Here is a 23,868-nt window from a genome sequence, read left to right as displayed (position 1 = left end):
CCTTTTGCAAACTTAATTTAACATTTGACAAACAATTTGTTTGCATACAGATTCGATAGGGTGGACATTATATTTGACAGTCCTGAGCAGCGAACGCAAAACCCAAAAACGGTGGTAAATCATGGAAACCAATATCGTAGAAGTTGAGAACTTTGTGCAGCACACGGATGAGAGGCGGGGCAGCGCCTTTACGCAGGAAGTGAAGCGCTATTTAGAAAAGTATCCTGACACCCAGTTTATTGACGTCCTCCTGACCGACCTGAACGGCTGTTTTCGCGGCAAACGCATCCCGGTTGCCGGACTGAGCAAACTTGAAAAAGGCTGCTATTTCCCGGCATCGGTTTTCGCCATGGACATTTTGGGTAACGTCGTGGAAGAGGCGGGACTGGGGCAGGAGCTCGGCGAGCCGGACTGTATCTGCGTGCCGGTACCGGGCACCCTGACACCGTCCGCCGCCGACCCGGAATACATTGGTCAGGTGCAGCTCACCATGGTCGATGAAGATGGCGCTCCCTTTGACGTTGAGCCGCGGAACGTACTCAACCGACTCTGGCAGCAGCTGCGCCAGCGCGGTCTGTTCCCCGTGGTAGCGGTAGAGCTGGAGTTCTATTTACTTGACCGTAAACGCGATGCCGACGGCTATCTGCAGCCACCCTGCGCGCCGGGCACCGACGTGCGTAACACGCAGAGTCAGGTCTACTCGGTTGATAACCTGAACCACTTTGCTGACGTGCTGAATGACATTGACGAGCTGGCGCAGCTGCAGCTGATCCCCGCCGACGGGGCAGTGGCCGAGGCCTCCCCGGGCCAGTTTGAGATTAACCTGCACCATACGGAAAACGTGCTCGATGCCTGCGACGATGCGCTGGCGCTAAAACGTCTCGTCAGGCAGATGGCGGAAAAACATAAGATGCACGCCACGTTTATGGCAAAGCCGTATGAAGAGCATGCGGGCAGCGGGATGCATATCCACATCAGCATGCAAAACAACCGAGGCGAAAACGTGCTCGCAGACGCCAGCGGCGAGGATTCCGCGCTGCTGAAACGCGCGCTGGCCGGGATGATCGATCTGATGCCGGCGTCCATGGCGCTGCTGGCACCGAACGTCAACTCCTACCGCCGTTTCCAGCCGGGAATGTACGTGCCGACGCAGGCGTCATGGGGACACAATAATCGCACCGTTGCCCTGCGTATCCCCTGCGGCGATCGCCATAACCATCGGGTTGAGTACCGGGTGGCGGGAGCCGACGCGAATCCGTATCTGGTGATGGCGGCGATTTTTGCCGGCATTCTACATGGGCTGGATAACGATTTACCCCTGCAGGAAGAAGTGGAAGGCAATGGTCTGGAGCAGGACGGACTGCCGTTCCCGATCCGTCAGAGCGATGCGCTGTGGGAATTTATGCAAAACGATCATCTTCGCGAGCGGCTGGGCGAGCGCTTCTGCCACGTCTATCACGCCTGCAAAAATGATGAATTGCTGCAGTTTGAACGCCTGATTACCGAAACTGAAATTGAGTGGATGCTGAAAAACGCCTGATAACGTGCCCCGGTAAGGGGCCGCTTTGTTTTATCGCATACGTATCACCCAACGGCCTGCGCGGAGCCTGGCCTGACTGTTCGCTGGCACGCCAGCTATCTCCCGGGAGTCGCGTTATGGAGCGCAGGCGGCAGGGATTTTCTTAACGACACTGTGTGACGAGGTAGGAAATGATGCAGATGTTCAACTATCCGCAGGGCGAAGGGGGCCAGTCAGGCGCCTGCTGTGAGTGCGAGAAAGAGACGGTGCGCTGGTACGATCGCGTGTGTTCTTTACAACTTCCCCCTTTGCTAAGCAGGTTTGCGTTAAGGACAGCGCGATTGCAAACCACGGTAAGCATGGGGGGGACGGTTTATGGCGACTAACACCTCTCTTGACTCGCCGCGCGTGGCAGGAAGAACCCGGCTGCGCAGTTCCCTCAAGCTCTGGCAGGTGGTCATGATGGGGCTGGCTTACCTCACCCCCATGACCGTGTTTGATACCTTCGGTATTGTGTCCGGTATCAGCAACGGCCACGTGCCCGCCTCGTATCTCCTGGCGCTGGCTGGCGTCATGTTTACCGCCATCAGCTACGGCAAACTGGTACGACAGTTCCCGGAAGCGGGCTCTGCGTACACCTACACGCAGAAATCGATCGGCCCCCACTTAGGCTTTATGGTCGGCTGGTCATCGCTGCTGGATTATCTCTTCCTGCCGATGATTAACGTGCTGCTGGCGAAGATCTACCTTTCCGCGTTGTTCCCTGAAGTCCCGCCGTGGGTCTGGGTGGTGGGGTTTGTGACGATCCTGACGCTGGCGAACCTGAAGAGTGTGAATCTGGTCGCCAACTTTAACACCCTGTTTGTGCTGGTGCAGGTCGCCATCATGGTGGTGTTTGTCATTCTCGTGGTGCATGGCCTGCACAAGGGGGAGGGCGTCGGCACCGTCTGGTCGCTCCAGCCGTTTATCAGCGAGAATGCACACCTGATCCCGATTATTACCGGCGCGACTATCGTCTGCTTCTCTTTCCTCGGCTTTGACGCGGTCACCACGCTGTCGGAAGAGACGCCAAACGCGGCGCGGGTGATCCCCAAAGCCATTTTCCTCACCGCTTTGTATGGCGGGCTGATATTCATTGTTGCCTCGTTTTTCATGCAGCTCTTTTTCCCGACGATCGCGCGCTTCAAGAATCCGGACGCCGCGCTGCCGGAAATCGCGCTGTACGTGGGCGGCAAGCTCTTCCAGTCGGTGTTTCTGTGTACCACGTTTGTGAATACGCTCGCTTCAGGCCTGGCCTCGCACGCCAGCGTCTCGCGCTTACTGTATGTGATGGGGCGTGACAACGTCTTTCCGGAACGGGTGTTTGGCTACGTGCATCCGAAATGGCGTACGCCAGCCCTGAACGTCATTATGGTTGGGATAGTGGCGCTGTCGGCTCTGTACTTCGATCTCGTGACCGCGACGGCGCTGATCAACTTTGGTGCGCTAGTGGCGTTTACGTTTGTTAATCTCTCGGTGTACAACCATTTCTGGCGGCGTAAGGGGCTGAACAAAACGTGGAAAGATCGGTTCCACTATCTCCTGCTGCCGCTCATTGGTGCCGTCACGGTCGGTGTGCTGTGGATAAACCTCGAAGCGACGTCCCTGACGCTTGGCCTCATCTGGGCGGCACTGGGGATCCTTTACCTGACATGGCTCACGCGCCGTTTCCGAAAACCGCCTCCGCAGTTTGAAGCCGGTAAGATAGAACAGGCCTGGGATTCCTGAACGAAAAACGGCACCAGTACGCTGGTGCCGTTTTTCGGGAAACGGACATCCGCCCGCAAGCATATTATCTCAGACGTTTATGAAGACTTCCCCCCACCAGCAGCGCCGCGCACAGCATCAGCGCGATAAACCCGCCCACGCCGTTCCAGCCGTAGTTATGCCAGAACACGCCGCCGAGCGTCCCGGCGATGCTGGACCCCAGGTAATAGCTAAACAGATAAAGAGACGATGCCTGACCTTTGGCGCGACGCGCGCGCGGACCAATCCAGCTGCTGGCGACCGAGTGAGCGGCGAAGAACCCCGCGGAGAAGAGCAGCATGCCGGCAAAAATCAGCCACAGGGAGGAGAAGAGCGTCAGCAGCAGGCCGACCAGCATCACCGCCGTGAAGAACAGCATGACCGGGCCGCGTCCATAGCGTGCGGTCATCGCCCCGGCCTTCGGAGAACTCCACGTACCGGTCAAATAAGCAACCGAGAGTAAACCGACAATCGCCTGGCTCAGATGCCACGGCGAGAGCATCAGGCGGTAACCAATATAGTTGAACAGCGTGACGAAGGAGCCCATCAGCAGGAAGCCGACCAGAAACAGGCGCGGCAGCCCTTTGTCACGCCAGTGCAGGCGGAAGTTGATAAACAGCGTTTTTGGGCGCAAAGAGGTCGGGCGGAAATGACGCGATTCCGGCAGGATTTTCCAGAACATCAGGGCGGATGCCAGCGCAAAACACCCGATGACCGCCAGCGCAATACGCCAGTCAAAGAAGTCCGTAAAGACCCCGCTCAGCAGGCGTCCGCTCATCCCGCCAATCGAGTTCCCGCTGATGTAAAGCCCCATAGAGAAGGCAACAAAGCTCGGGTGAATCTCCTCGCTGAGGTAGGTCATCCCGACCGCCGCCACGCCGCTGAGCGATAACCCAATCAGCGCGCGCATCACCAGAATGCCGTGCCAGCTGGTCATCATGGTCGAGAGTAACGTGCAGACCGACGCCAGCATCAGCGCGGTCACCATCACCTGTTTACGACCAATGGCGTCGGACAGCGGCCCGGTAAAGAGCAGGCCAATCGCCAGCATGCCGGTAGAAATAGAGAGTGAAACGCTGCTGCTGGCAGGCGATACGCCAAACTCATGCGAGAGAACGGGCAGGATCGGCTGAACGCAATAGAGCAGGGCGAAGGTGGCCAGACCGGCGGAAAAGAGCGCCAGCGTGACGCGCATAAATTGGGGGGTACCACGTTTAATGAACTGGACCGGCTGCGATGCTGCGGGTAAATCATTGATATCTCTTGCCGGATCGATATCAATAGTAGTTGTACGACTCACACAGTTTCCTTGCTTAAACATCCCCGTGATTTCTGGTGACGGGTATGACCACCTCTTCAGGGTAGGAAAATGTAAATATTCTGTCTAATATATTAATAATCTCAAATGATACTTTAAAAATATGAATATCGAGCTGCGTCACCTCCGCTACTTTGTCGCCGTCGCCGAAGAGCTGCATTTTGGCCGCGCGGCGGCACGGCTGAATATCTCTCAGCCCCCGTTAAGCCAGCAGATTCAGATCCTGGAGCAACAGGTTGGGGCGCGCCTTCTGGCCCGTACCAACCGCAGCGTGAGCCTGACGGCGGCGGGCAAGCAGTTCCTGAACGACAGCCGACAAATTCTGAGCATGGTCGAGGACGCCGCCGCCCGGGCAGAACGGCTCTATCTCGGGGAAGCCGGAGAGCTGCGGATCGGGTTTACCTCGTCGGCACCGTTTATCAGTGCCGTCTCGGAGACCCTTTCGTCATTCCGCCGCCATTTCCCGGATGTTCATATTCAGACGCGCGAGATCAATACCCGCGAGCAGATTGCGCCGCTGAATGAAGGTTCCCTGGATCTGGGACTGATGCGTAACACCCAGCTGCCGGATACGCTCGCGTGGGAGGTGATCCTGCGCGAGCCGCTGATGGCCATGATCCCACACGATCACCCGCTGGCGTCGCGTCCGACGGTGTCGCTGGCAGAGCTGGCAAAAGAGCCGTTTGTCTTTTTTGATCCGCAGGTCGGAACGGGTCTGTATGACGATATCCTGGGGCTGATGCGCCGCTACGATCTTGCCCCGGTCATTACCCAGGAAGTCGGGGAAGCGATGACCATTATCGGTCTGGTCGCCGCCGGGCTGGGCGTGTCTATTCTTCCGGCCTCCTTTAAACGGGTCCAGTTGCGCGAAATGCGCTGGGTGACCATTGCCGAAGAGGATGCCGTTTCCGAAATGTGGCTGGTCTGGTCAAAACACCGTGAGCAGAGCCATGCCGCACAGCGCTTCAAACAGCAGTTAATAAGCGCCTCTGCCGGGCGGCATTTTCCGGGAAAAGGGGGCAAAAATGTGCGGTAAATCACATGGCTAAGTAAATATTTGACGGCAGCCATGCAAGTGCTTCACCATAGCAAACAGTTTATTTCGAAGCTCGAAAATAAGGGAGTACGAGGTGGTTGCTGATAGTCAGCCAGGGCATATCGATCAGATTAAGCAGACCAACGCTGGCGCGGTGTATCGCCTGATTGATCAGCTTGGTCCGGTTTCGCGTATCGATCTTTCGCGCCTGGCACAACTGGCACCTGCCAGTATCACCAAGATTGTCCGCGAGATGCTGGAAGCGCACCTGGTTCAGGAGACGGAAATTCAGGAGCCGGGCAGCCGTGGCCGTCCGGCAGTCGGGCTGGTGGTTGAGACGGAAGCCTGGCACTACCTGTCGCTGCGCATCAGCCGCGGCGAGATCTTCCTTGCGCTGCGCGATCTGAGCAGCAAGCTGGTGGTAGAGGACCGCCTTGAACTGCCGCTCAACGCGGAGGAACCGCTCCTCGACGCGATTGTCTCGCACATCGATCGCTTCTTTATCCGCCATCAGCAGCGGCTTGAACGCTTAACGGCAATTGCCATCACCATGCCGGGCATTATTGATACCGAAAATGGTATTGTTCACCGCATGCCGTTTTACGACGATGTCAAAGAGATGCCGCTGGGCGAAGTGCTGAAAAACCATACCGGCGTACCGGTCTATATTCAGCATGACATCAGCGCCTGGACGATGGCGGAGGCGCTGTTCGGCGCGTCCCGCGGCGCGCGGGATGTGATTCAGGTGGTCATCGACCATAACGTCGGGGCGGGCGTGATTACCGACGGACGTCTTCTCCACGCCGGAAGCAGCAGCCTGGTGGAAATTGGCCACACCCAGGTCGACCCGTACGGTAAGCGCTGCTACTGCGGCAACCACGGCTGTCTGGAGACCATTGCCAGCGTGGAAAGCGTGCTGGAGTTGGCGCAGGTCAGGCTCAGCCAGTCCATGAGCTCCTCGCTGCACGGACAACCCCTTACGGTGGATTCTCTCTGCGCCGCCGCGCGCCAGGGCGATCTGCTGGCGAAGGACATCATTACCGGGGTGGGGAATAACGTTGGCCGCATTCTGGCGATAATGGTGAACCTCTTCAACCCGCAAAAAATCCTCATTGGCTCACCGCTCAGCCAGGCGGCGGAGATCCTCTTCCCGGCGATTACGGCCTGTATTCAGCAGCAGTCGCTTCCCGCCTACAGCCGGAACATTGCGGTAGAAAGCACCCAGTTTTCCAACCAGGGTACGATGGCTGGCGCGGCGCTGGTCAAAGATGCCATGTATAACGGCTCGCTGTTGATCCGCCTGTTACAGGGTTAACTCTTTTCCGCAGATGTAAGAAAAATTGCGCTATCTCAAGCCGGGTAGCGCATGCATCCCGTAGACTTCCTCCACTGAATTATTTACCTGGTTTATATTTTCGAAGCATACCCAAGAGGTGGAGTGAGTCATGCTTAAGCGTTTCTTTGTTACTGGTACAGATACCTCTGTCGGCAAGACCGTCGTATCCCGCGCATTGCTGCAGGCGCTGGCAGCAAGCGGTAAACGCGTGGCAGGGTACAAACCGGTCGCAAAAGGGAGTAAAGAGACGCCAGAGGGATTGCGCAATAAAGACGCCCTGGTGCTGCAAAGCGTCTCGTCACTGGAGTTGCCCTATCACGCGGTCAATCCCATTGCGTTAAGCGAAGAGGAGAGCAGCGTAGCGCACAGCGGCCTGATTAATTATCCCCTGTTGTCCGACGGCCTGGCGAACCTGAGCGAGAAGGTTGATCACGTGGTGGTCGAAGGGACGGGCGGCTGGCGCAGCCTGATGAATGATTTGCGCCCGCTGTCTGAATGGGTCGTACAGGAGCAGCTTCCGGTGGTGATGGTGGTGGGTATCCAGGAAGGGTGCATCAACCACGCGCTGCTGACGGCGCAGGCGATTGCCAATGACGGCCTGCCGTTGGTTGGCTGGGTAGCAAACCGCATCAACCCGGGCCTGGCGCACTACGCGGAGATCATCGACGTGCTGAGCACCAAACTGCCCGGACCGCTGGTGGGCGAGCTGCCTTATCTGCCACGCGCCGAGCAGCGCGAGCTAGCGCAGTACGTCGATCTCTCTGCCCTCGGTGGCGTGTTGACCGTAGACAGAGTCGTGGCGTAACGTCCGCGACAATACGGACGCCAGCACGCAGGCGACCAGCAGGCCGGGCAGTAAAAAATACTGTCCGGTCATTTCACAGACCATCAGCGCCGACATAATGGGCGCATGCGTGGTCGCGGCAAGTAGGGTTGCCATTCCTGCCAGCCCCAGCAGAATCGCCGTTTCAGAACCCGGTAGCCACAGCGCGAACAGCTGCGCGAACAGCATCCCCGTTGCCATACCGACAAACAGCGTGGGCGTAAACACCCCGCCCGGCGCGCCCGATCCGCTGCTCGCCAGTACCGCCAGCAGTTTGCAGATAAACACCCCGACAATCACCGACAGCAGCGGCGGCGCGAGCAGAAAAGCCTGAACCACGCTGTAGCCATTCCCCCACACCTTCGGCGTCAGAAGAGACAGCAGCCCGACGATCGCACCGCCCAGCGCTAATTGCCACGGTGGCGAAAGCTTGAGGCGCAGGAAAAGACCGTGGCTGAACGCCATCAGCCACATCAGCAGCGGCCCACAGAGACCCGCCACCAGCCCCATCGCGACCAGCAGGGCATAATCGGTAGCGGTGAGGATACCGCTCAGATGGACCGCGTAGAGCGTGCCGGTACCCGGCGCCAGAAGCTGCGTGGTGAGAAGCGCCACCACCGCTGCGATAACCACGGGCCCGAGCGAGGCCAGCATCAGGGTGCCAAACAGAATCTCCGCAATGAACAGGCTTCCGGCTAAGGGAGCATGGTAAGCGCTGGCCATCCCGGCGGCGGCACCGCAGGCTATCCATAATTTCCACTCGGATTTGGGCGTAAAGCGCCGGGCGAAAAGGGAGGCGGCGAGGGCGGCAAGCAGGATCATCGCCCCTTCACGCCCGATGGCGCTTCCGCTGGCAACGACCAGCAGTGAGGCGAGGGATTTAACCAGGCTGGCGCCGTAGTCAAACTGGCCGTCACCGGTCTCCAGCGCTTCCATGTAGTCGGTGGGGGCATGAGGCCGTTGCGCGGTCAGCCGTTGCCATCCCCAGAGCAGCAGCCCGGCCGCCAGACCACCCAGCGCTGGCGTCAGCGCGCGCCGCCAGGGGGAGAGCGACGCGGCGGCATTCACCAGGCTGCCGCTGTCGTTGCTGAGAAGCAGCCACTCCAGCAGGTACATGCTGTGGCGGAACACCGCCACGGCCAGCGCGGCCATCACGCCGGTGACGGTGGCAATCAGCAGTCGGCGAAACATCGCGCGGATGTCGGGGTACGTATGAAGACGTTGCATGAGTCGCGAGTCAACGGGAAAGATACAATATTGTGGCGGCAAATCGTGGGGTTAGCAAAAGGTATGCGTGCGAAAAAGCCGGGCGATGCCCGGCCTGAAAGGTTAACTGTCGCTATGAATATTCAGCGCCCGGCGCGTACGCCCGGAGCTCAGGTACTCGGCAATATAGTCCTGAGAAATCTCGCCATTGTAGCGCCCGTCTTCATCCACGATCGGCATCCAGCTGGTGTTGCTCTCATACAGGCGTGACAGCACCACGCGCAGGTTGTCTTCCGCTTTGCCGGTCATACGGAACGGATGCAGGATGTCGGCGCATGTCCCGCTGGCGTTTCGAGCTTCGCGACGCTTCACAAAGCCCAGCGGTTTGCCGTGCTCGTCAACTACGGTAACGGCACGAATGTCATTATCATCCATGGTCGCAAAGGCTTCAGGGAGCGGCGTAGAGCCCCGCACCGTAATGGTCGGCTGCTGGTCGGTGACGTCGCCCGCCGAGACCAGCAGCAGGCGCTTCAGCGTGCGGTCCTGACCGACAAACGAGCCGACAAACTCATTCGCCGGTTTCGCCAGCAGTTCATCCGGACTGGCGCACTGCACGATTTTCCCCTGACGGAATACCGCGATACGGTCGCCGAGCTTCAGGGCTTCGTCGATATCGTGGCTCACCAGCATGACGGTTTTTTTCAGCTTGCGCTGCATCTCCAGGAACTGGTTCTGGATCACCTCGCGGTTGATCGGGTCCACCGCGCCGAAAGGTTCATCCATCAGCAGTACCGGAGGATCCGCCGCCAGGGCGCGGATCACGCCGATACGCTGCTGCTGGCCGCCGGACATCTCGCGCGGGTAGCGATTCAGGAACTTATGCGGATCCAGCGCCACCATATCCATCAGCTCTTCGGCACGGGTTTTACAGCGTGCTTTATCCCAGCCCAGCATGCGCGGCACGACGGTAATGTTCTCTTCGATGGTCATGTTCGGGAACAGGCCAATCTGCTGGATCACGTAGCCAATGTTGCGGCGCAGGGTGACGGTGTCCATCCCGCTGGTGTCTTCACCGTTGATCAGGATTGTCCCGCTGCTGGGGGTAATGAGGCGGTTAATCATCTTCAGGGTGGTGGTCTTCCCGCAGCCGGACGGGCCGAGCAGGACGCACATTTCCCCTTCCGGCACGTTGAGGTTGACGTTGTCCACGGCCTTAAAGGTCTGGCCGTGCTTCTGTGAAAAGTGTTTGGTGAGGTTTTCCAGTTTTATCATTATCGAATCCCCTTTGGAGTCAGAACCACCTGCAGACGGTGCAGCAGCCAGTCGAGCACAATCGCTAAAAGACAAATCATCAGCGCGCCCGCAATCAACATGCGAATATCGCTTCCGCCGATGCCGTTGAGCAGCAGCAGGCCCAGACCGCCCGCGCCGATCACCGCGGCAATCGCCATCACGCCGATGTTCATCACCACGGCGGTGCGGATCCCGCCGAAAATCACCGGCAGCGCCATCGGGATTTCGACCCAGCGCAGGCGCTGCCAGAAGGTCATGCCGATACCGCGTCCGGCTTCACGCAGGCCCGGCGGCAGGCTGTCGAGCGCCGTATGGGTGTTACGCACAATCGGCAGCAGCGAGTAGAGAAACACCGCCGTGATCGCGGGCAGGGCACCAATCCCCTGACCGATCAGCGAAAACAGCGGGATCATCAGGCCAAATAGCGCAATGGACGGAATGGTCAGCACGATGGTGGCTATCCCCAGCACCGGCGTCGCCAGCCACCTGTGGCGAACAATCAGAATACCCAGCGGCACGCCGATGATGATGGCTAAGCCCACGGCCAGCGCCACCAGCCACAGATGCTGCAGCGTCAGGGTTAACAGGTAGTCCCAGTTGTCCAGAATGTAGTGAATCGTCTCCATAGCGCCTCCTACAGCAGCTGTTTGCTACGCAGGAAATCGCGGGCGACCTGCTGCGGTGACTGATGGTCGATATCCACCTTTTTGTTCAGCTCGGTGATAACGTCGTTGTTGAGCTGGGCCGAGAGGGTGTTGAGCGCCTCTTCCAGGCCGGGGTTGGCCTCCAGCGTGTCCTTACGCACCACCGGGGTGACCGCATAGCTTGGGAAGAAGCCTTTATCGTCTTCCAGCACCTTGAGGTCGAAGCCCTTCACGCGACCATCGGTGGTATAAATCAGCCCGGCGTCAACGAAGCCGTCGCGCACGGCGTTATAGACCAGGCCGGGGTCCATCTGACGGATCTGCGGGCGGTCCAGCTCCATCTTATAGGCCGCCTGAAGTGGCTTCATGCCGTCGCTGCGCCCGGCAAACTCCAGGTCTAAGCCCAGCAGCCAGTTCTTGTCCGGGTTGGTTTTACGGATCTGCTCAATCTTCGCCACCATCTCCGACATGGTGTTGATGTGTTCCGCCTCGGCGCGCTTGCGCTGCATGGCGAAAGCATAGGTGTTGTTCATATCGGCGGGCTTGAGCCAGACCAGACCGTGCTTCGCGTCCAGGCGTTTCACCGTCTCGTAAGACTCCTGCGGCGACATGCGCTTGTTGATGTGGTTAAAGATGATCAGCGACGTGCCGGTGTACTCCCAGGTCATATCAATCTGCTTGTTGATCATCGCGTTACGGGAAATCACCGTGGCGATATTGGTTTGCGGCTGAACCTGGAATCCTTTCTTTTGCAGGTACTGCACGGTCATCGCCGAGAGAATGTGCTGCTCGGTAAAGCTCTTGGTCGCCAGAATCAGCGGGGCCGCCATCGCCTGGCTGGTGAACAGCGCCGCGGCACACAGCGCCGTCAGGCCGGAAAACAGTCTCATAAAAGCTCCTTGTTATTGTTATCGAGCGAGATGGGGACTCATCACGCGACCCAGCGCCGCCAGCAGGGTATCGAGGATCAGGGCGAACAGGGCGGTGGCCGCCGCGCCGAGGATCAGGGTCGGGAAATCGTTCAGGTAAATACCGGGGAAAATCAGCTCGCCGTAGCTGCTGGCGCCAATCAGGAACGCCAGCGGTGCGGTACCGACGTTAATGGCGGTGGCGATGCGGATCCCCGAGAGCATGACCGGCCAGGCGGCAGGCAGCTCAACCTGACGCAGACGCTGCCATTTGGTCATCCCGATGCCGTTTGCTGCTTCCAGCAGCGACGGCGGGACCGAGCACAGCCCGGCATAGGTATTACGGACGATCGGCAGCAGCGAGGCGAGGAACAGGGCGATGATGGCGGGCGTATCGCCAATGCCAATCACCACCATCGCCAGCGCCAGAACGGCCAGCGGCGGCAGCGTGTTGCCGACGTTGAAGATTTGCATCACATATTCGGCGATACCCCGCGCGGCCGGACGGCTCAGCAGAATACCGGCGGGAATACCCACCAGCAGGGCAAAAAACATGGATGAGAAAACCAGAATCATGTGCTGTTGCCCGAGATAGACCAGGTCAACCTGGCGCGCCCTGATCGTCTCCAGCCCAATGCCCCAGACGAGGAGGGCGAGGACCACGATAATGGCGCCGACAAACAGCAGCGAACGTTTGAGTAATGGGTGCATTGCGGCGTGTCTCCCTGTGCGCATGCGTTATAGCAACCACCGGTTGCCTGTTGTTATGCCATGTTTCGGCAGGGGTATTTCACCTATAGCAAGCGTTTGGGAAGGGTTCCAGCGAAGGGGTAAAATCAGTAACCCTATGAAAACAGTGACAACCTGGCGTTAAGCCTTATGGCGTAAGGGCTGATTGAGGGGCAGGCAGAATAGTCCTAAAGCGAATTTTTAGATGTGACAGTGTCACATCTAAAGGGCTATTACGCCGAATACAGGTCCTTATCTTCATAGTGAGGCGCGAACCCGTCGAACCCGCGTCGAGACGGTAATAATTGAAACGATAGCGACCACGGCAAGCATCAGTCCGAGTGCCAGCATGGCGTTAAACCCGATCCATCTGAACAGCAGCAGCCCCGCGATACCGCCCGTAATAAACGAGAAAAGGGTGGTTAAGTGGGTTTTCAGCTGACTTTTTTGCGCTGCCGTATCTTTGGAGTAATCCCTGCGCAGCATCGCCACCATGACGGAGGCCAGGGAAATCCCCGCGTCCGTTAGCGTGCCGGTAATGTGCGTCGATCTCACCCGTCCACCGGAAAGCTGCGTGGAGGTGGAATTATGAATGCCCATCAGAAAGCAGAGAAAAAGAATAATTTCGCGGTTGCTGGTGAGGGCATGGAAATACATTTCGTAGAAGGAGACGCCGGTCAGTAATATCCCCTCGACAAACAGAATTTGGCAAAAAACCAGCCTGACGTTATGGATAATACCCCATATTACAATCATGCGAGCAAGAATGGCGCCTGCAACAAAGGAGAGAATAATCGAGCCGAAGAAAATAATATCGCTCAGGTCGGTGGAAGAGACTTCGCTGGATAATTGTGAGGTGTTGCCTGTCATGTGTGAGGGGAAAAAACCAAATGCCCCGAGGGCGATGGCGTTCAGCAAACCTGCCGAGGTCGCCAGCCAGAGAGCGAGCCGGCGATCCTCCTTATGCGTTCGTTCTTTCTTGAGTCTAATCAGCAAGAATACCTCCGGGTTGAGCTTTGCCTGAATAGTCAGGCTAGCAAAGCGGTGCAACGGGCTGTCCAGGATATGGCTTAATTATTATTCCCTCTGACGACAATCAGGGTTTCGTAATTAAAAAAACAGCCTCGTTGCGGTATTCATTCAGGCATTAAGTTTTACACCATGCCGTTATTGCCGTGACGCAAAAAGGCCGGGCGCTGGTTAAGACGCTCGAACCAGGCCTCAATGGCGGGCACGTCTGGCTTATCAAACGGCGTCATCTTCCAGCGATTCACCGACAGCCCAAGCACCACGTCCGCGAGGGTAAACGTCTCGCCCGCCGCAAAGGCCCCTGTGCGCTGCAGCTGGTTTTCCAGAATGGTGATGCAGTGGTTCCACTCTTTTATTCCCGCCGCAATGCGCTCAGGGTCGTTAAAGTCCGGGTTTTTACGCCCCAGCGCCGGGAAGACATAGCGCCAGGCGTTATTGAATTCGGTTGCCTGCCAGTCCATCCAGCGCTCGACGTTGGCACAGGCCTGCGGTTTTGCGGGCAGCAGATCGTGACGTCCGGCCTTGCGCGCCAGATAGCGGCAGATGGCATTAGACTCCCACAGGACGAAATCGTCATCGATCAGCACCGGCACCATGGCGTTGGGGTTCAGGGCGCGGAAGGCATCCGTTTCCGTTGAGGCAAAACCGCTGCCGTAATCTTCCTGCCGGTAGGCGATGCCCGCTTCTTCGCAGGTCCAGAGCACTTTACGCACGTTGATGGAGGTGGTTTTACCGAGGATGTTAATCATGTCGCCGCTTCTCTTCAGAGTGATGAATCGTTTAAAAACAATACACCAGCGGTGAAGAAAAGCGTCAACAAATCATCCGGCGAATGATTTGTGAAGACGCGAAAGCAGAAGCGTCAACACAACCGCGCACAGGAGCAATATTCCGCTCAATGCGAACGTGCTCTGCCAGCCGCTATGATCGAACACCATACCGCCCGCCGTTGAGCCAAGCGCAATGGCGAGCTGGATCACTGCGACCATTAATCCACCACCGGCTTCAGCATCTTCCGGCAGCGTTCGCGCAATCCATGTCCACCATCCCGTGGGTGCCGCCGTTGCCAGCATCCCCCAGAAGCCTAACAGCAGGACAACGATCCACACGCTGTGACCGGTCAGTATCAACACGCCTGCAATGACGGCCATCAGCAGGGGGATGGCGATTAACGTCAGGTAAAACGCTGCGTTCAGGGCCAGAGCAACGAGCAGTGTGCCAACAAAGCCCGCGACGCCGATGGTGAGTAAGATCAGCGATAAGCCGGAGGGGGGGACCTGCGTGACGGTTTCGAGAAACGGACGCACATAGGTAAACAGCGCAAACTGTCCCATAAAGAACAGGCCGCAGGCCAGCAGACCAATGGAAACCACCCGTTGGTGGAATAGCCGAAAGACCGATGCGCGTGACGCCGTTTTTTTATTGCCGTTCATATCGGGCAGGCTAAAGCGTTGCCAGAGGAACGCCACTATCGCCACGGGAACCAGGCACAGGAAGGCGCCGCGCCAGCCAATGGTGGCGCCGAGATAACTCCCGAGCGGGGCGGCGACTACTGTCGCCAGCGCGTTTCCCCCGTTGAATATCGCCAGCGCGCGAGATACCTGATGCTGCGGAACAAGGCGAATGGCCGTTGCGGCAGACATGGACCAGAACCCGCCTATAGCGATACCGATCAGCGCGCGGCCTGTCATGTAAACCAGATAGTTTGGGGCGAAAGCGATAATCATCCCCGAGAGCGCCATCAGGAGCGTCATGCCCAGAAGAAGGTGTTTGCGGTTCATATTCCCGGCAAGCCGGGAAAGGAAGAGGCTGGTCAGCACCGCCAGCGCGCCGGAAATCGCGATCCCCTGGCCAGCGAGACCCTCCGTAACGCCCAAATCTCTGGCAAGGGGGGGCAGCAGGCTGACGGGCATAAATTCCGAGGCAATCAGAACGAATACGCACAGGGTCATGGCAAAAATACCGCCCCAGTGCGCGTGTTCCTCATTCTGTGAGGTGGTAGGGTTCAGAGTAGACATAGTCATCTTTCACGAAGGGCCGCCCGCTCAGCACGGGCGGCGGAGAGGTTTATTTCAGGCTGGTTTTGAAGAACTGTTCAAACTGTGCGAAAGGGATCTTCCCGGCAGCATTGTCGTAAAGATCGACATGATTTGCCCCCGGAACAATCACCAGTTCCTTCTGCTTGCTGCCGACCGCTTTAAACGCATCTTCAGCAAAGTATCGGGAGTGTGCCTTTTCACCGGTGACGATAAGCGTCGGGATAGTAATTTCCCCGGCATAGCTCAGCAGCGGCATATTCATAAAGGATAATGGCGTGGTCGCGGTCCACGCACCGGTGGAGTTGACGGAACGCGTGTGGAAGCCGCGCGGCATGCGGTAGTAGTCATAGAACTCCTTCAGTACCGGATGCGGGTCTGCTGGCAGCGTCTCTGGCAGAATACGTTCAGCCGCCGTCACCTTGCCGTTCTCATCGACATAAATGTCATGGCCGCCGTGCGCGAAGGTCCCGTTCTCAGCATCTTTCCAGCGCTGTGCGTTCAGATACTGCAGAACGGCACGGCGGTCAGACGTTGAATAGCGATCTTTCCCGTCGCCCACGCCGTGGCCCATCGCCCGGCTCATGTCGTACATCACGCTGGTGGCGACCGCCTTCACGCGGGTGTCCATGGAGGCCGCGTTGAGCGCCATACCGCCCCAGCCGCAGATGCCGAGAATACCGATGCGGTTACGATCAACCTCTTTCTGTAACCCCAGGAAATCCACTGCCGCGCTAAAGTCTTCGGTGTTGATATCCGGAGACGCAACGTTGCGCGGCTGGCCACCGCTTTCGCCCGTATAGGACGGATCGAACGCCAGGGTCACAAACCCATTTTCCGCCAGGGTCTGCGCATACAGGCCGCTGGACTGCTCTTTGACTGCGCCAAACGGCCCGCTGACCGCAATCGCCGCCAGCTTGCGGTCGCCGCGGTTTTTGGGAAGATACAGATCGCCTACCAGGGTGATCCCGTATCGGTTCTGGAAGGACACCTTACGGTGATCGACTTTGTCACTTTCGGCGAAGGTTTTATCCCATGTGCTCACCATCGAAACAGGTGCGTTTGGGTTGGTGGTTTCTGCATAACTCATTGTTGTCACTCCACTTAGTGATGAAAATAGCAGCATCGCAACGGACAGTTTTTGGGTAAATGTTTTCATGAAAATGGACCCTGGGTTGTTGTGTTGCGGTCATTATAGTTAGCAGAAATAGTGTTGATTAGAGGCCGAAAGCTGCTAGGATTCATATCATATTGTTATAAATAGGGGGCGTGATGGCGAAGCGGGAAAACTACAATGAGTTGTACCTGTTTATGCAGGTGGTGCGGGAGGGGAGCTTCACGGCGGCTGCGCAGCGCCTCGGGCTGGCGCAATCCGGGATCAGCCGCTCGGTTCGCGAGCTGGAGGAGCGGTTGGGCGTTCAGCTTCTGGTCCGCACCACGCGCAAGCTGTCGCTGACCCACGCCGGGGAACAGCTTTACCGGACCGCCGAATCCGCGTTCGATACGCTCGATACGGGCCTGGCGACCCTGGCACACTATCGTCAGACGCCGTCCGGCACGGTGCGTATTAATGCCAGCCAGCACGCTATCGACAAATGTCTGCTGCCAAAGCTCGCCATCTTTAAACAGCGTTACCCGGACATCAGGCTGGAACTGATGAATGAAAGCCGCTTCGTCGACATTATCGCCGAGCGGTTCGATGCGGGTGTCAGACTGGGGCCGGAAGTGGGGCAGGGAATGATTGCCGTACGTATCACGCCTGATATGGAAATGGCCGCAGTGGCTGCGCCGGAACACTTCAGACGCTACGGTTTTCCCCAGACGCCTGCGGATTTAGTGGCGCACCCCTGCATTGCCTACCAGCTTGCCGACGGTAGTGACTATCAGTGGGAGTTGGTGCAGGACGGGAAAAAAATCACCCATCGGCCAGAGGGACAATGGGCGCTGTCTGACAGCTACATGGAAGCCGAAGCTGCCCGGCTGGGGCTTGGGCTGGCCTATGTCCCGGTGGAGCTGGTGGCTGACGATTTGGAGCGCGGAACGCTGATCCGGGTGTTGCAGCGATATAGCCTGCGCATGGACGGGTTGTATCTCTATTATCCGCACCGTAACGTGTCGCCCGCGCTTAGAGCGGTGATTGATACGCTTAAGATTTAGGGCGGCGTTGTCATTCTGGAAGGCGCCTCGCAAACCGCAAATTAACCGTGTGAAATTCAGGGTGATGTCTTTTCTTCAACCGATCGGGGTCGTAAAGTGCCCGCGTTGCGGCACATCCGCAATCGGGCGTAGGAACCCGCATCTACAGAGCGATATTTATATGTCGCGGCAGCGCCGAACTCGTTAAAATTGCGGTGGCGCTGGCGGAGCAGCCGTAAGGCTGGCCGTTTTCTCTGTGGGCGGCATTCCTACCTCTGTCAGCGCTACCCCCTCGAGCGTAGGAACTCATCGGGTGGTTCATCCAATTTACACACTGAGGATGCCTTACTATGGCTACTACCCCAACCCTGAATTATCTCCCGTCTGACGAAAACGTCATTCTGCACCTTATCTCCCGACCGCTTCCGGCTGATGCCGATCTGTTTGTCGTCGCCGACAACTGCGCCGCGCTGGTGAGCGTGCTGGTCGAAACCGATGATGTCGCGAGCCGCACTGTGCTGTGCGAGCGTCTCCTTCAGGCCCTGCGCAAGCTGCGTGAACTCTGCGATGCCGATCTTCCTCCATACCTGATTGAACAGTTGATCATGGGTGAGAAAATCAATTCCTGCGTGCCGGACTGCTGGCAGGACACCTTGACTCAGGTGGATTACGTTCTGGCGCTGACGCAGGCGGTGATGGGGGGAACGCTGCCCGCTCACGTAGCGAAAGAGCTGACGGGACTGCTGCATGATATGGTGTGGCTGCTGGCTGAGTTTGTGAAGGAGCCGCGCATTACTGCGCATTAAGGGGCTGGCGTGGAGGGGCGGTAGCGCCCCTTTGAAGCTGTGATTAACGTGATGCATTCCCCGTATCCAGAAGCGACGTACCGTAGGAGTTGTCGATGGTACAAAGCCAGCGACCGTCGCTTTCCAGCCGAAAAACATAGGTCGCGCGGCGCGACATTTCCGTTATTCCACCTGACCATCGGGAAAACGCAGAACGGTTTCCATGATAACGAGGGCATTACCACCACCTTCGATCACCTGCATCTCTCCTTGTTCCACAATCAATTGGTCCTGGAAATAATCCGAGATGGCAATAAACGCGCTGCGGATGTTCTCTTTGCCTTTAACCGTCATGCCGGGCTTGACCACCAGAGCCGCGTCGTCGGCGTAGTACTCCATCAGCGCGTCATAGTTTTTGGTGGTGATGGCGCGATCGCAGGATTCGATGATCTGGCGTAGCGGATGTGGGGTCATGCGCGATTCCTCGTTGATGGGGGGAACGCGTATTAACATAACAGGCTGGCGTGTTTGTATAGCTACCAGGTTTTATGGCTGGTAGCGATGCGGGGAAGTTTAGGGATTAGGTAACGTTAGGTCTGCTATGAGCGAGGTGCGGAAGTTATTTGTTTTTTAGTTGTTCGTAATCCTGCAGATATTTATCTAATGGATAAGCAGTTCCAAATGAGTGAATTTCTCCGTTATCTTTATCAATTATGAACGGTGCATTTCCTGTCAACTGAGAAGAAAACTCACCCGTTTCCAGATATTCTCTCGATTGATAACAGTAGAACCAGCCTTCTGAGAATCGGCCATGAAGAGTAATAACGACTGGAATGTCATAGCCGCTAAGGTAATCCAAAGCCTTGTCCATCGCATTTTGATAAGTAATCATAATTCCTCCTCAGTTAAGAACATCATTTGAACTGGCTGTTTTGACCTGCTCCCAGCAAACTAACAGAGCACTATGTAAGCAAGTTCCACTTTTGGCACAAAGCGGACAGCGGCAGGAACAAAATATCAGCTTTAAGCAAGATACAGACTCCATTTGCCCATGTCCTGAACCGCCGTACCCACGAATTTTGCAATCCTACAAAATAACCTGTAAGAGATTACTTTCTCATGATCGCATAAGCATGTTCCCCACACAGGAGAAGTGCACCGTGACCCATAAAAAAAGGATCGTCATCGTAGGGGCTGGGATCACTGGCGTATCCATCGCATGGCATCTCGCCCACCGTGAATTTGACGTCACCCTCGTTGAACAGGATATGCCTGCGTCAGGTGCAACCGGTAGCGCGTTTGGCTGGCTGACCAGTGTGGTGAAGGATGATGCGACAGACGTGCTTATCCGGCGCGCTGCACTTGCGGACTGGCACAGGCTGGAAGAACACCTACCGGAACTTAACATTAAATGGAGCGGTTCGTTAACCTACGGCGCTGCATCCGGGTCCTGCCTGCAGGACGAACGTCTCCTCCACAAGGCGGAGATTGCCCGTCTTGAACCTGCTTTGAACAATCCTCCCTCAGAAGCCCGCTATGCTGCAAAAGATGGTGCTATTGATGCCGCCAGCGCAACGCGATTATTGCTCGACAAAGCCTGTGAGAAGGGCGTCGTGCTCAGTACCCAAACAACCGTTACGGGTCTTTGCATGACGGAGGGGAAGGTGACAGGCGTCCTGACCTCTCGGGGGAAACTGGATGCAGATTGCATCGTGCTGGCCTGCGGTACAGGTATTCCAGCCCTGACTGAGCGGATGGATATTCATGTTCCGGTTCTGGCATCATCGGCCATATTGCTGCGCTTTGCGGCCTCTCGGAACGTGGTCAACACGATCCTCTCCGGTGATGATATTGAGGTTCGGCAAGCGCACAACGGGGATTTAATAGCTGCAGAAGATTACCCGGCTAGCGGTAATGTCAGAGAAACGGCTGAGGCTGCACAACGCGCGGTAAGAAGCAGGCTCACGGGCGCAGAGTCGGCTGCTCTGAGCCAGTACTCAGCAGGAGAGCGTCCTGTTATTCAGGATGGGTATCCCGTTCTTGGTTTTGCTGATGAGAGCAGGACGGTGTACGTCGCCTCTATGCACCCAGCCGTTACTTGCGCAGCGACGATTGGCAGACTGGTCTCTGAGGAGTTATGCGACGGTCCGAGCGATGAAATCCCGCAATGTTACCGGCCATCCCGCTTTAGCGTGTTACAGGGCTGAAACAAGCTTTCTGATCTTTTCAGCCTTTTCAAAATGGTCCAGCTTCATCTCCATAATCCACCAGTGCGCCACTTCCAAAAGCAGTTCAGGATCGTCATTTTTATTAGCAAAAAAAGCATAAAACGAAAGCCCAACATCGCTTCCCTTAGAGGCAATTTTTGAATCACAGATCCTGATGATTTTTTCCTTCATTCCTTGCCGCACGTCATCTCCTTTACGCTTTTCATGTTCGGGCTAAAAAAAGCCGCAAGCAGATGTCTGCTTACGGCTTCCGGATCGGTGATGATTTTCTGACGATCAGGCAGCTTTTACAGCCCTGATTTTTTTCGTGTCAGCCGCATCGGATTCTGTTTTATCCGCAGCAGCTGGAGCGTTGAGCTCGGGAAGCTTGCTGGTGCGCAGAATATGCTGCACGGTCTCTTTCTGCTCGGCGAGATACAGGCCAAGATTTTCAGCCTGCGTTTCATCCATCTGCATTCCGCTTTGCAACAGCCAGTCGGTGAACGCATCTGCCATATCGAGCAGCTTGTCGTGAGCGTCAGCCTCTTTCTTGCTGGCAAATGTCATTTTCTCTTCACCTTTTCTAACGACAACAAATTTTGTTTCAACAGCCATTATGCGCACCTCATACTGTAATTATATACAGTATAACAGTTCCGGATTAATGTTGCAGCTAAAAATTGCTCACATTTTAGCGGGCAGGGGGCTCATTCGAAAAGCGTGCGCTGATCGCATCACGTTCATAGCCCTGCGGCTGCGTCAGTATCTGGTATAAATCAGGGCGGCGACCGTGGATCCAGCGGCGTCCGGTGCTCATAGCAAGCAGGCTTAAATCGAGTTCAGCGCTCACCATCGCATCTTCAGCCGCCCAGGTTTCGTTCACGATCCTGCCATAGGGGTCGAGGATCATGGCATTGCCCGTGCGCACTTCGTCATCATCGGCACCGACACCGTTGCTGAAAAGAAGGAATAACCCGTTGTCATGCGCGCGGGCTGGCAGCCAGCGCATGAGCCATTCCCGACCGCCTGGCCCTTTGAATGCAGCCGTAATTTCTTCCTTGCGCGTTTCCCGCTCCTCCCAGAGCGCCAGCGGAATGGGCTTCATCCCGTGAGGGCTGCGGGAATCAGTACCGCCAGTTTGATGCGGTGCGAGAAGAATATCGGCACCCAGCAGCGCCGTCGCGCGCACGTTTTCGACCAGATTATTGTCCCAGCAAATCAGGATACCGACCTTCACGCCCCACGGCGTATCAAAGACGGTAAAGCTGTCCCCGCTGCTGATGGCCGGATGTTCAAATGCATGGAGTTTACGATGCGTATGCATTGAGCCATCCGGCATACAGGCAACATACGCATTGTAGAGTCGGCCATCGTCGGCGCGTTCAATAAGCCCGGCGCCAATAAGCATTTGATGTTTTATCGCCAGGGAACGAATGAGCGTCAGGGAAGGGCTGTCTGCAACCGGCTCTGCCAGCGCAGACACCTCCGCTGCGGTGAGCTTAGGGACATGCCAGTAGCCGGTGATGCACATTTCAGGGAAAGTGAGAACGTTCACCTGCTCAAGCGCCGCCTGTTCAATAAATTTCTCCATTATCAGGAGATTGTATTTTTTGTTACTGGCCTGATGCTGAAACTGTACGGTTGCCGCCTTTAAGGATGTCAGTTCGTTCATGTTGCGTCTCCGGTTGTCATCGAGACTGAATTACATAACGATTGCCGATAACTGTATAATCAAATCATTTCCGAGTTCGATAACCATCTGGAATGCAAAAATGAACACCCGGTTGCTAAAGGCCTTTTTGATACTGGCTGAAAAGGGAAATTATGCCGATGCGGCGCGGGCGCTGTTTATCTCGCAGCCGGCATTAACCAAACAGATTAATCTCCTCGAATCCCTGGTGAAGATGTCGCTTTTTTCACGAGGTCGTCACGGCGCAATACTGACGGCCAGCGGGAGGCGTTTGCTGCCAGAGGCTGAAAAAGTGGTCAGGCAGACCCGGCAATTTATGCAGCATGCTGAGCGGGTATCAAAAGGCGTGGAGGGGCATATCGCCGTCGGGTTCGGACTCTCAAGCTTTTATCTGGCGCCACGCTGTATCGCTGACTTTCGTCGAGACTATCCGGAAGTAGAGATGTCATTGACGGATCTGCCTTCCTTCCAGCAGTACGAGCGATTGCAAAATGATGAGCTACAGGTCGGTTTTGTCAGGGTTCCTCCTCCCGTGGAGCTCGAATACCTGCCGTTATTTACCGATCGGCTGGTTCTGGTTGCGCCCGCCGCGTCGCCAGCAATGTCTGCTGCAGAGTGGCTCACGAAACGCCCTCTGTTGCGGCTGTATGATGAGCGAGGGCGGGGTTTAAACGCGCAGATTGACCGCTTCCTGCATGACAACGGTCTTTTCATCTCTTCGACTCAGCTGACGGACGATATCCAAACTATCGTCGCGATGGTGGTTGCGGGTATCGGCGTGGCCATTCTGCCCACCAGCGTGACGCATATCGCGCCGCCGGAGCTGGCGATTATTCCGCTAACGGGGGAGTCAATCAGCTGGGAGGTGGGTATTGCCTGGGACGCAAGCAGGGAGGATGTCATCCGTGACAATTTCATTGCTAGCGTAGCTGCTGCGTTTCCGGGCCACCCATGCTCCGCCGCCATGCCCCAGGCGCCTGACCATACTGACGCTTAAAGCTGCGGTTGAAAGACTGCTGGGAGTCAAAGCCAAGTGCTATCGCCACGTTCAGAATCGGTTCATCGCTGCGGGTTAAGCGCTCAACCGATTTTTGCAGCTTTTGCGCGCGAATATATCCGGCGAGGGGATAGCCCGTATGCTCTTTGAACAGGCGCTGGAGGTGCCATTTTGAGTAGCCGGAACGCCTGGCGACGGACTCAATGTCCAGACGGCTATCCAGGTTGTTGTCGATCCAGTCGAGTAAATCATGCATAAATGCGCCAGTGTTCATCTGGTTACCCTCACGCTGCTTGTCTAAACGTATCTTTGTCTGTTGCATTAAAAGGTGGCGCGTTTTTGTAGTAATTGCAAGTTTTATTGTTGCATTTAAATCCCTGAGCGAAACGGG

The 23,868-nt window shown here is 56.7% G+C and carries 24 protein-coding genes and 1 pseudogene; 9 read left to right on the top strand and 16 right to left on the bottom strand.

What is annotated here, in order from left to right; translation table 11 throughout:
• The first annotated feature begins 121 nt into the window (after nucleotides 1-121).
• Complete coding sequence (locus ACDO57_RS07020) at nucleotides 122-1,540, top strand: glutamine synthetase family protein (RefSeq protein ID WP_024909135.1); 1,419 nt, start codon at nucleotides 122-124, stop codon at nucleotides 1,538-1,540.
• 354 nt (nucleotides 1,541-1,894) lie between these two features.
• Nucleotides 1,895-3,286 carry an APC family permease gene (locus ACDO57_RS07015; protein ID WP_024909134.1) on the top strand — a complete coding sequence of 464 codons (1,392 nt, stop codon included), beginning with the start codon at nucleotides 1,895-1,897 and terminating at the stop codon, nucleotides 3,284-3,286.
• Nucleotides 3,287-3,350: 64 nt separating this feature from the next.
• On the opposite strand, the gene ACDO57_RS07010 is transcribed toward ACDO57_RS07015, so the two are convergent.
• Nucleotides 3,351-4,604, bottom strand: a complete 1,254-nt coding sequence (locus ACDO57_RS07010) for an MFS transporter (protein WP_248272137.1) — start codon at nucleotides 4,602-4,604, stop codon at nucleotides 3,351-3,353.
• Nucleotides 4,605-4,725: 121 nt separating this feature from the next.
• Between ACDO57_RS07010 and ACDO57_RS07005 the strand changes: the two genes are divergently transcribed.
• The 3 genes from ACDO57_RS07005 (at nucleotide 4,726) to bioD (ending at nucleotide 7,799) form a co-directional block, all read left to right on the top strand.
• Complete coding sequence (locus ACDO57_RS07005) at nucleotides 4,726-5,658, top strand: LysR family transcriptional regulator (RefSeq protein ID WP_370883752.1); 933 nt, start codon at nucleotides 4,726-4,728, stop codon at nucleotides 5,656-5,658.
• A gap of 94 nt (nucleotides 5,659-5,752) precedes the next feature.
• Nucleotides 5,753-6,973: a sugar metabolism global transcriptional regulator Mlc gene (gene mlc, locus ACDO57_RS07000; RefSeq protein WP_024909131.1), complete on the top strand. Its 1,221-nt coding sequence runs from the start codon at nucleotides 5,753-5,755 to the stop codon at nucleotides 6,971-6,973.
• 130 nt (nucleotides 6,974-7,103) lie between these two features.
• On the top strand, nucleotides 7,104-7,799 hold the full coding sequence (gene bioD, locus ACDO57_RS06995; protein WP_061715366.1) for a dethiobiotin synthase: 696 nt from the start codon (nucleotides 7,104-7,106) through the stop codon (nucleotides 7,797-7,799).
• Here bioD and clcB read toward each other — a convergent pair.
• The 9 genes from clcB to ACDO57_RS06950 all read right to left on the bottom strand — a co-directional run bounded on the left by clcB (nucleotide 7,734) and on the right by ACDO57_RS06950 (nucleotide 16,821).
• Nucleotides 7,734-9,044, bottom strand: coding sequence for a voltage-gated ClC-type chloride channel ClcB (gene clcB, locus ACDO57_RS06990; protein ID WP_370883751.1), 1,311 nt, complete (start codon nucleotides 9,042-9,044; stop codon nucleotides 7,734-7,736). The genes bioD and clcB overlap by 66 nt on opposite strands.
• A 102-nt stretch (nucleotides 9,045-9,146) precedes the next feature.
• Nucleotides 9,147-10,295 carry an osmoprotectant ABC transporter ATP-binding protein OsmV gene (gene osmV / locus ACDO57_RS06985; protein ID WP_370883750.1) on the bottom strand — a complete coding sequence of 383 codons (1,149 nt, stop codon included), beginning with the start codon at nucleotides 10,293-10,295 and terminating at the stop codon, nucleotides 9,147-9,149.
• Nucleotides 10,295-10,942 carry an osmoprotectant ABC transporter permease OsmW gene (gene osmW, locus ACDO57_RS06980; RefSeq protein ID WP_023311514.1) on the bottom strand — a complete coding sequence of 216 codons (648 nt, stop codon included), beginning with the start codon at nucleotides 10,940-10,942 and terminating at the stop codon, nucleotides 10,295-10,297. The genes osmV and osmW overlap by 1 nt, the downstream gene beginning before the upstream one ends.
• An 8-nt stretch (nucleotides 10,943-10,950) precedes the next feature.
• Entirely contained in the window at nucleotides 10,951-11,850 is a 900-nt protein-coding gene (gene osmX, locus ACDO57_RS06975; protein ID WP_024909127.1) for an osmoprotectant ABC transporter substrate-binding protein OsmX, read from the bottom strand.
• Between the two features lie 18 nt (nucleotides 11,851-11,868).
• Nucleotides 11,869-12,579, bottom strand: a complete 711-nt coding sequence (gene osmY, locus ACDO57_RS06970; protein ID WP_023335513.1) for an osmoprotectant ABC transporter permease OsmY — start codon at nucleotides 12,577-12,579, stop codon at nucleotides 11,869-11,871.
• 276 nt (nucleotides 12,580-12,855) lie between these two features.
• The gene (locus ACDO57_RS06965) at nucleotides 12,856-13,593 is read right to left on the bottom strand and encodes a YoaK family protein (protein ID WP_370883749.1); all 738 of its coding nucleotides are present in this window, start codon (nucleotides 13,591-13,593) and stop codon (nucleotides 12,856-12,858) included.
• A 158-nt stretch (nucleotides 13,594-13,751) separates the two neighbouring features.
• Nucleotides 13,752-14,375, bottom strand: a complete 624-nt coding sequence (locus ACDO57_RS06960; protein WP_370883748.1) for a glutathione S-transferase family protein — start codon at nucleotides 14,373-14,375, stop codon at nucleotides 13,752-13,754.
• Between the two features lie 72 nt (nucleotides 14,376-14,447).
• The gene (locus tag ACDO57_RS06955) at nucleotides 14,448-15,644 is read right to left on the bottom strand and encodes an MFS transporter (RefSeq protein WP_370883747.1); all 1,197 of its coding nucleotides are present in this window, start codon (nucleotides 15,642-15,644) and stop codon (nucleotides 14,448-14,450) included.
• Between the two features lie 49 nt (nucleotides 15,645-15,693).
• Nucleotides 15,694-16,821 carry an alpha/beta hydrolase gene (locus tag ACDO57_RS06950; RefSeq protein WP_370883746.1) on the bottom strand — a complete coding sequence of 376 codons (1,128 nt, stop codon included), beginning with the start codon at nucleotides 16,819-16,821 and terminating at the stop codon, nucleotides 15,694-15,696.
• 113 nt (nucleotides 16,822-16,934) lie between these two features.
• Here ACDO57_RS06950 and ACDO57_RS06945 point away from each other — a divergent pair, with 113 nt between their 5' ends.
• Nucleotides 16,935-17,819 carry a LysR family transcriptional regulator gene (locus tag ACDO57_RS06945; protein ID WP_032638201.1) on the top strand — a complete coding sequence of 295 codons (885 nt, stop codon included), beginning with the start codon at nucleotides 16,935-16,937 and terminating at the stop codon, nucleotides 17,817-17,819.
• A gap of 329 nt (nucleotides 17,820-18,148) precedes the next feature.
• Nucleotides 18,149-18,604, top strand: coding sequence for a hypothetical protein (locus ACDO57_RS06940; RefSeq protein ID WP_370883745.1), 456 nt, complete (start codon nucleotides 18,149-18,151; stop codon nucleotides 18,602-18,604).
• A gap of 43 nt (nucleotides 18,605-18,647) precedes the next feature.
• Here ACDO57_RS06940 and ACDO57_RS06935 read toward each other — a convergent pair.
• Nucleotides 18,648-19,057 (bottom strand): annotated as a pseudogene (locus ACDO57_RS06935) (SgcJ/EcaC family oxidoreductase).
• A 145-nt stretch (nucleotides 19,058-19,202) separates the two neighbouring features.
• On the bottom strand, nucleotides 19,203-19,475 hold the full coding sequence (locus ACDO57_RS06930; protein ID WP_370883744.1) for a YrhB domain-containing protein: 273 nt from the start codon (nucleotides 19,473-19,475) through the stop codon (nucleotides 19,203-19,205).
• Nucleotides 19,476-19,743: 268 nt separating this feature from the next.
• On the opposite strand from ACDO57_RS06930, the gene ACDO57_RS06925 reads away from it, so the two are divergent.
• Entirely contained in the window at nucleotides 19,744-20,790 is a 1,047-nt protein-coding gene (locus tag ACDO57_RS06925) for an NAD(P)/FAD-dependent oxidoreductase (protein WP_370883743.1), read from the top strand.
• Here the strand turns inward: ACDO57_RS06925 and ACDO57_RS06920 are convergent.
• The 3 genes from ACDO57_RS06920 to ACDO57_RS06910 form a co-directional block, all read right to left on the bottom strand.
• Nucleotides 20,779-20,994 (bottom strand): DUF6500 family protein, encoded by a 216-nt coding sequence (locus tag ACDO57_RS06920; RefSeq protein WP_370883742.1) that lies wholly within the window; start codon nucleotides 20,992-20,994, stop codon nucleotides 20,779-20,781. The genes ACDO57_RS06925 and ACDO57_RS06920 overlap by 12 nt on opposite strands.
• Before the next feature lie 93 nt (nucleotides 20,995-21,087).
• A complete protein-coding gene (locus ACDO57_RS06915; protein WP_061715357.1) occupies nucleotides 21,088-21,405 on the bottom strand; it encodes a YebG family protein in 318 nt (105 codons plus the stop codon).
• Nucleotides 21,406-21,481: 76 nt separating this feature from the next.
• Nucleotides 21,482-22,462 carry a nitrilase family protein gene (locus ACDO57_RS06910; protein ID WP_370883741.1) on the bottom strand — a complete coding sequence of 327 codons (981 nt, stop codon included), beginning with the start codon at nucleotides 22,460-22,462 and terminating at the stop codon, nucleotides 21,482-21,484.
• A gap of 100 nt (nucleotides 22,463-22,562) precedes the next feature.
• Between ACDO57_RS06910 and ACDO57_RS06905 the strand changes: the two genes are divergently transcribed.
• Nucleotides 22,563-23,477: a LysR family transcriptional regulator gene (locus ACDO57_RS06905; RefSeq protein ID WP_196761056.1), complete on the top strand. Its 915-nt coding sequence runs from the start codon at nucleotides 22,563-22,565 to the stop codon at nucleotides 23,475-23,477.
• Here ACDO57_RS06905 and ACDO57_RS06900 read toward each other — a convergent pair.
• Nucleotides 23,401-23,751, bottom strand: a complete 351-nt coding sequence (locus ACDO57_RS06900) for a helix-turn-helix domain-containing protein (protein WP_061715355.1) — start codon at nucleotides 23,749-23,751, stop codon at nucleotides 23,401-23,403. The genes ACDO57_RS06905 and ACDO57_RS06900 overlap by 77 nt on opposite strands.
• Nucleotides 23,752-23,868: the final 117 nt, after the last annotated feature.

The organism is Enterobacter cloacae complex sp. 2015409 (assembly GCF_041365315.1).
Lineage (GTDB): Bacteria > Pseudomonadota > Gammaproteobacteria > Enterobacterales > Enterobacteriaceae > Enterobacter > Enterobacter pseudoroggenkampii.
The sequence above is the reverse complement of the archived record's forward strand: the minus strand, read 5'-3'. Positions and strand labels throughout refer to the sequence as shown.

Excerpts from the sequence above, each read along its gene's own strand:
- ACDO57_RS06940 (WP_370883745.1), top strand. The coding sequence starts at position 18,149 with ATGGCTACTACCCCAACCCTGAATTATCTCCCGTCTGACGAAAACGTC.
- ACDO57_RS07015 (WP_024909134.1), top strand. The coding sequence starts at position 1,895 with ATGGCGACTAACACCTCTCTTGACTCGCCGCGCGTGGCAGGAAGAACC.
- ACDO57_RS06955 (WP_370883747.1), bottom strand. The coding sequence starts at position 15,644 with ATGTCTACTCTGAACCCTACCACCTCACAGAATGAGGAACACGCGCAC.
- ACDO57_RS06945 (WP_032638201.1), top strand. The coding sequence starts at position 16,935 with ATGGCGAAGCGGGAAAACTACAATGAGTTGTACCTGTTTATGCAGGTG.
- osmV (WP_370883750.1), bottom strand. The coding sequence starts at position 10,295 with ATGATAAAACTGGAAAACCTCACCAAACACTTTTCACAGAAGCACGGC.
- osmX (WP_024909127.1), bottom strand. The coding sequence starts at position 11,850 with ATGAGACTGTTTTCCGGCCTGACGGCGCTGTGTGCCGCGGCGCTGTTC.
- ACDO57_RS06960 (WP_370883748.1), bottom strand. The coding sequence starts at position 14,375 with ATGATTAACATCCTCGGTAAAACCACCTCCATCAACGTGCGTAAAGTG.
- osmY (WP_023335513.1), bottom strand. The coding sequence starts at position 12,579 with ATGCACCCATTACTCAAACGTTCGCTGCTGTTTGTCGGCGCCATTATC.
- ACDO57_RS06930 (WP_370883744.1), bottom strand. The coding sequence starts at position 19,475 with ATGATTACTTATCAAAATGCGATGGACAAGGCTTTGGATTACCTTAGC.
- ACDO57_RS06950 (WP_370883746.1), bottom strand. The coding sequence starts at position 16,821 with ATGAAAACATTTACCCAAAAACTGTCCGTTGCGATGCTGCTATTTTCA.
- clcB (WP_370883751.1), bottom strand. The coding sequence starts at position 9,044 with ATGCAACGTCTTCATACGTACCCCGACATCCGCGCGATGTTTCGCCGA.
- ACDO57_RS07020 (WP_024909135.1), top strand. The coding sequence starts at position 122 with ATGGAAACCAATATCGTAGAAGTTGAGAACTTTGTGCAGCACACGGAT.
- ACDO57_RS07005 (WP_370883752.1), top strand. The coding sequence starts at position 4,726 with ATGAATATCGAGCTGCGTCACCTCCGCTACTTTGTCGCCGTCGCCGAA.
- osmW (WP_023311514.1), bottom strand. The coding sequence starts at position 10,942 with ATGGAGACGATTCACTACATTCTGGACAACTGGGACTACCTGTTAACC.
- ACDO57_RS06900 (WP_061715355.1), bottom strand. The coding sequence starts at position 23,751 with ATGAACACTGGCGCATTTATGCATGATTTACTCGACTGGATCGACAAC.
- ACDO57_RS06915 (WP_061715357.1), bottom strand. The coding sequence starts at position 21,405 with ATGGCTGTTGAAACAAAATTTGTTGTCGTTAGAAAAGGTGAAGAGAAA.
- bioD (WP_061715366.1), top strand. The coding sequence starts at position 7,104 with ATGCTTAAGCGTTTCTTTGTTACTGGTACAGATACCTCTGTCGGCAAG.
- ACDO57_RS06905 (WP_196761056.1), top strand. The coding sequence starts at position 22,563 with ATGAACACCCGGTTGCTAAAGGCCTTTTTGATACTGGCTGAAAAGGGA.
- ACDO57_RS06910 (WP_370883741.1), bottom strand. The coding sequence starts at position 22,462 with ATGAACGAACTGACATCCTTAAAGGCGGCAACCGTACAGTTTCAGCAT.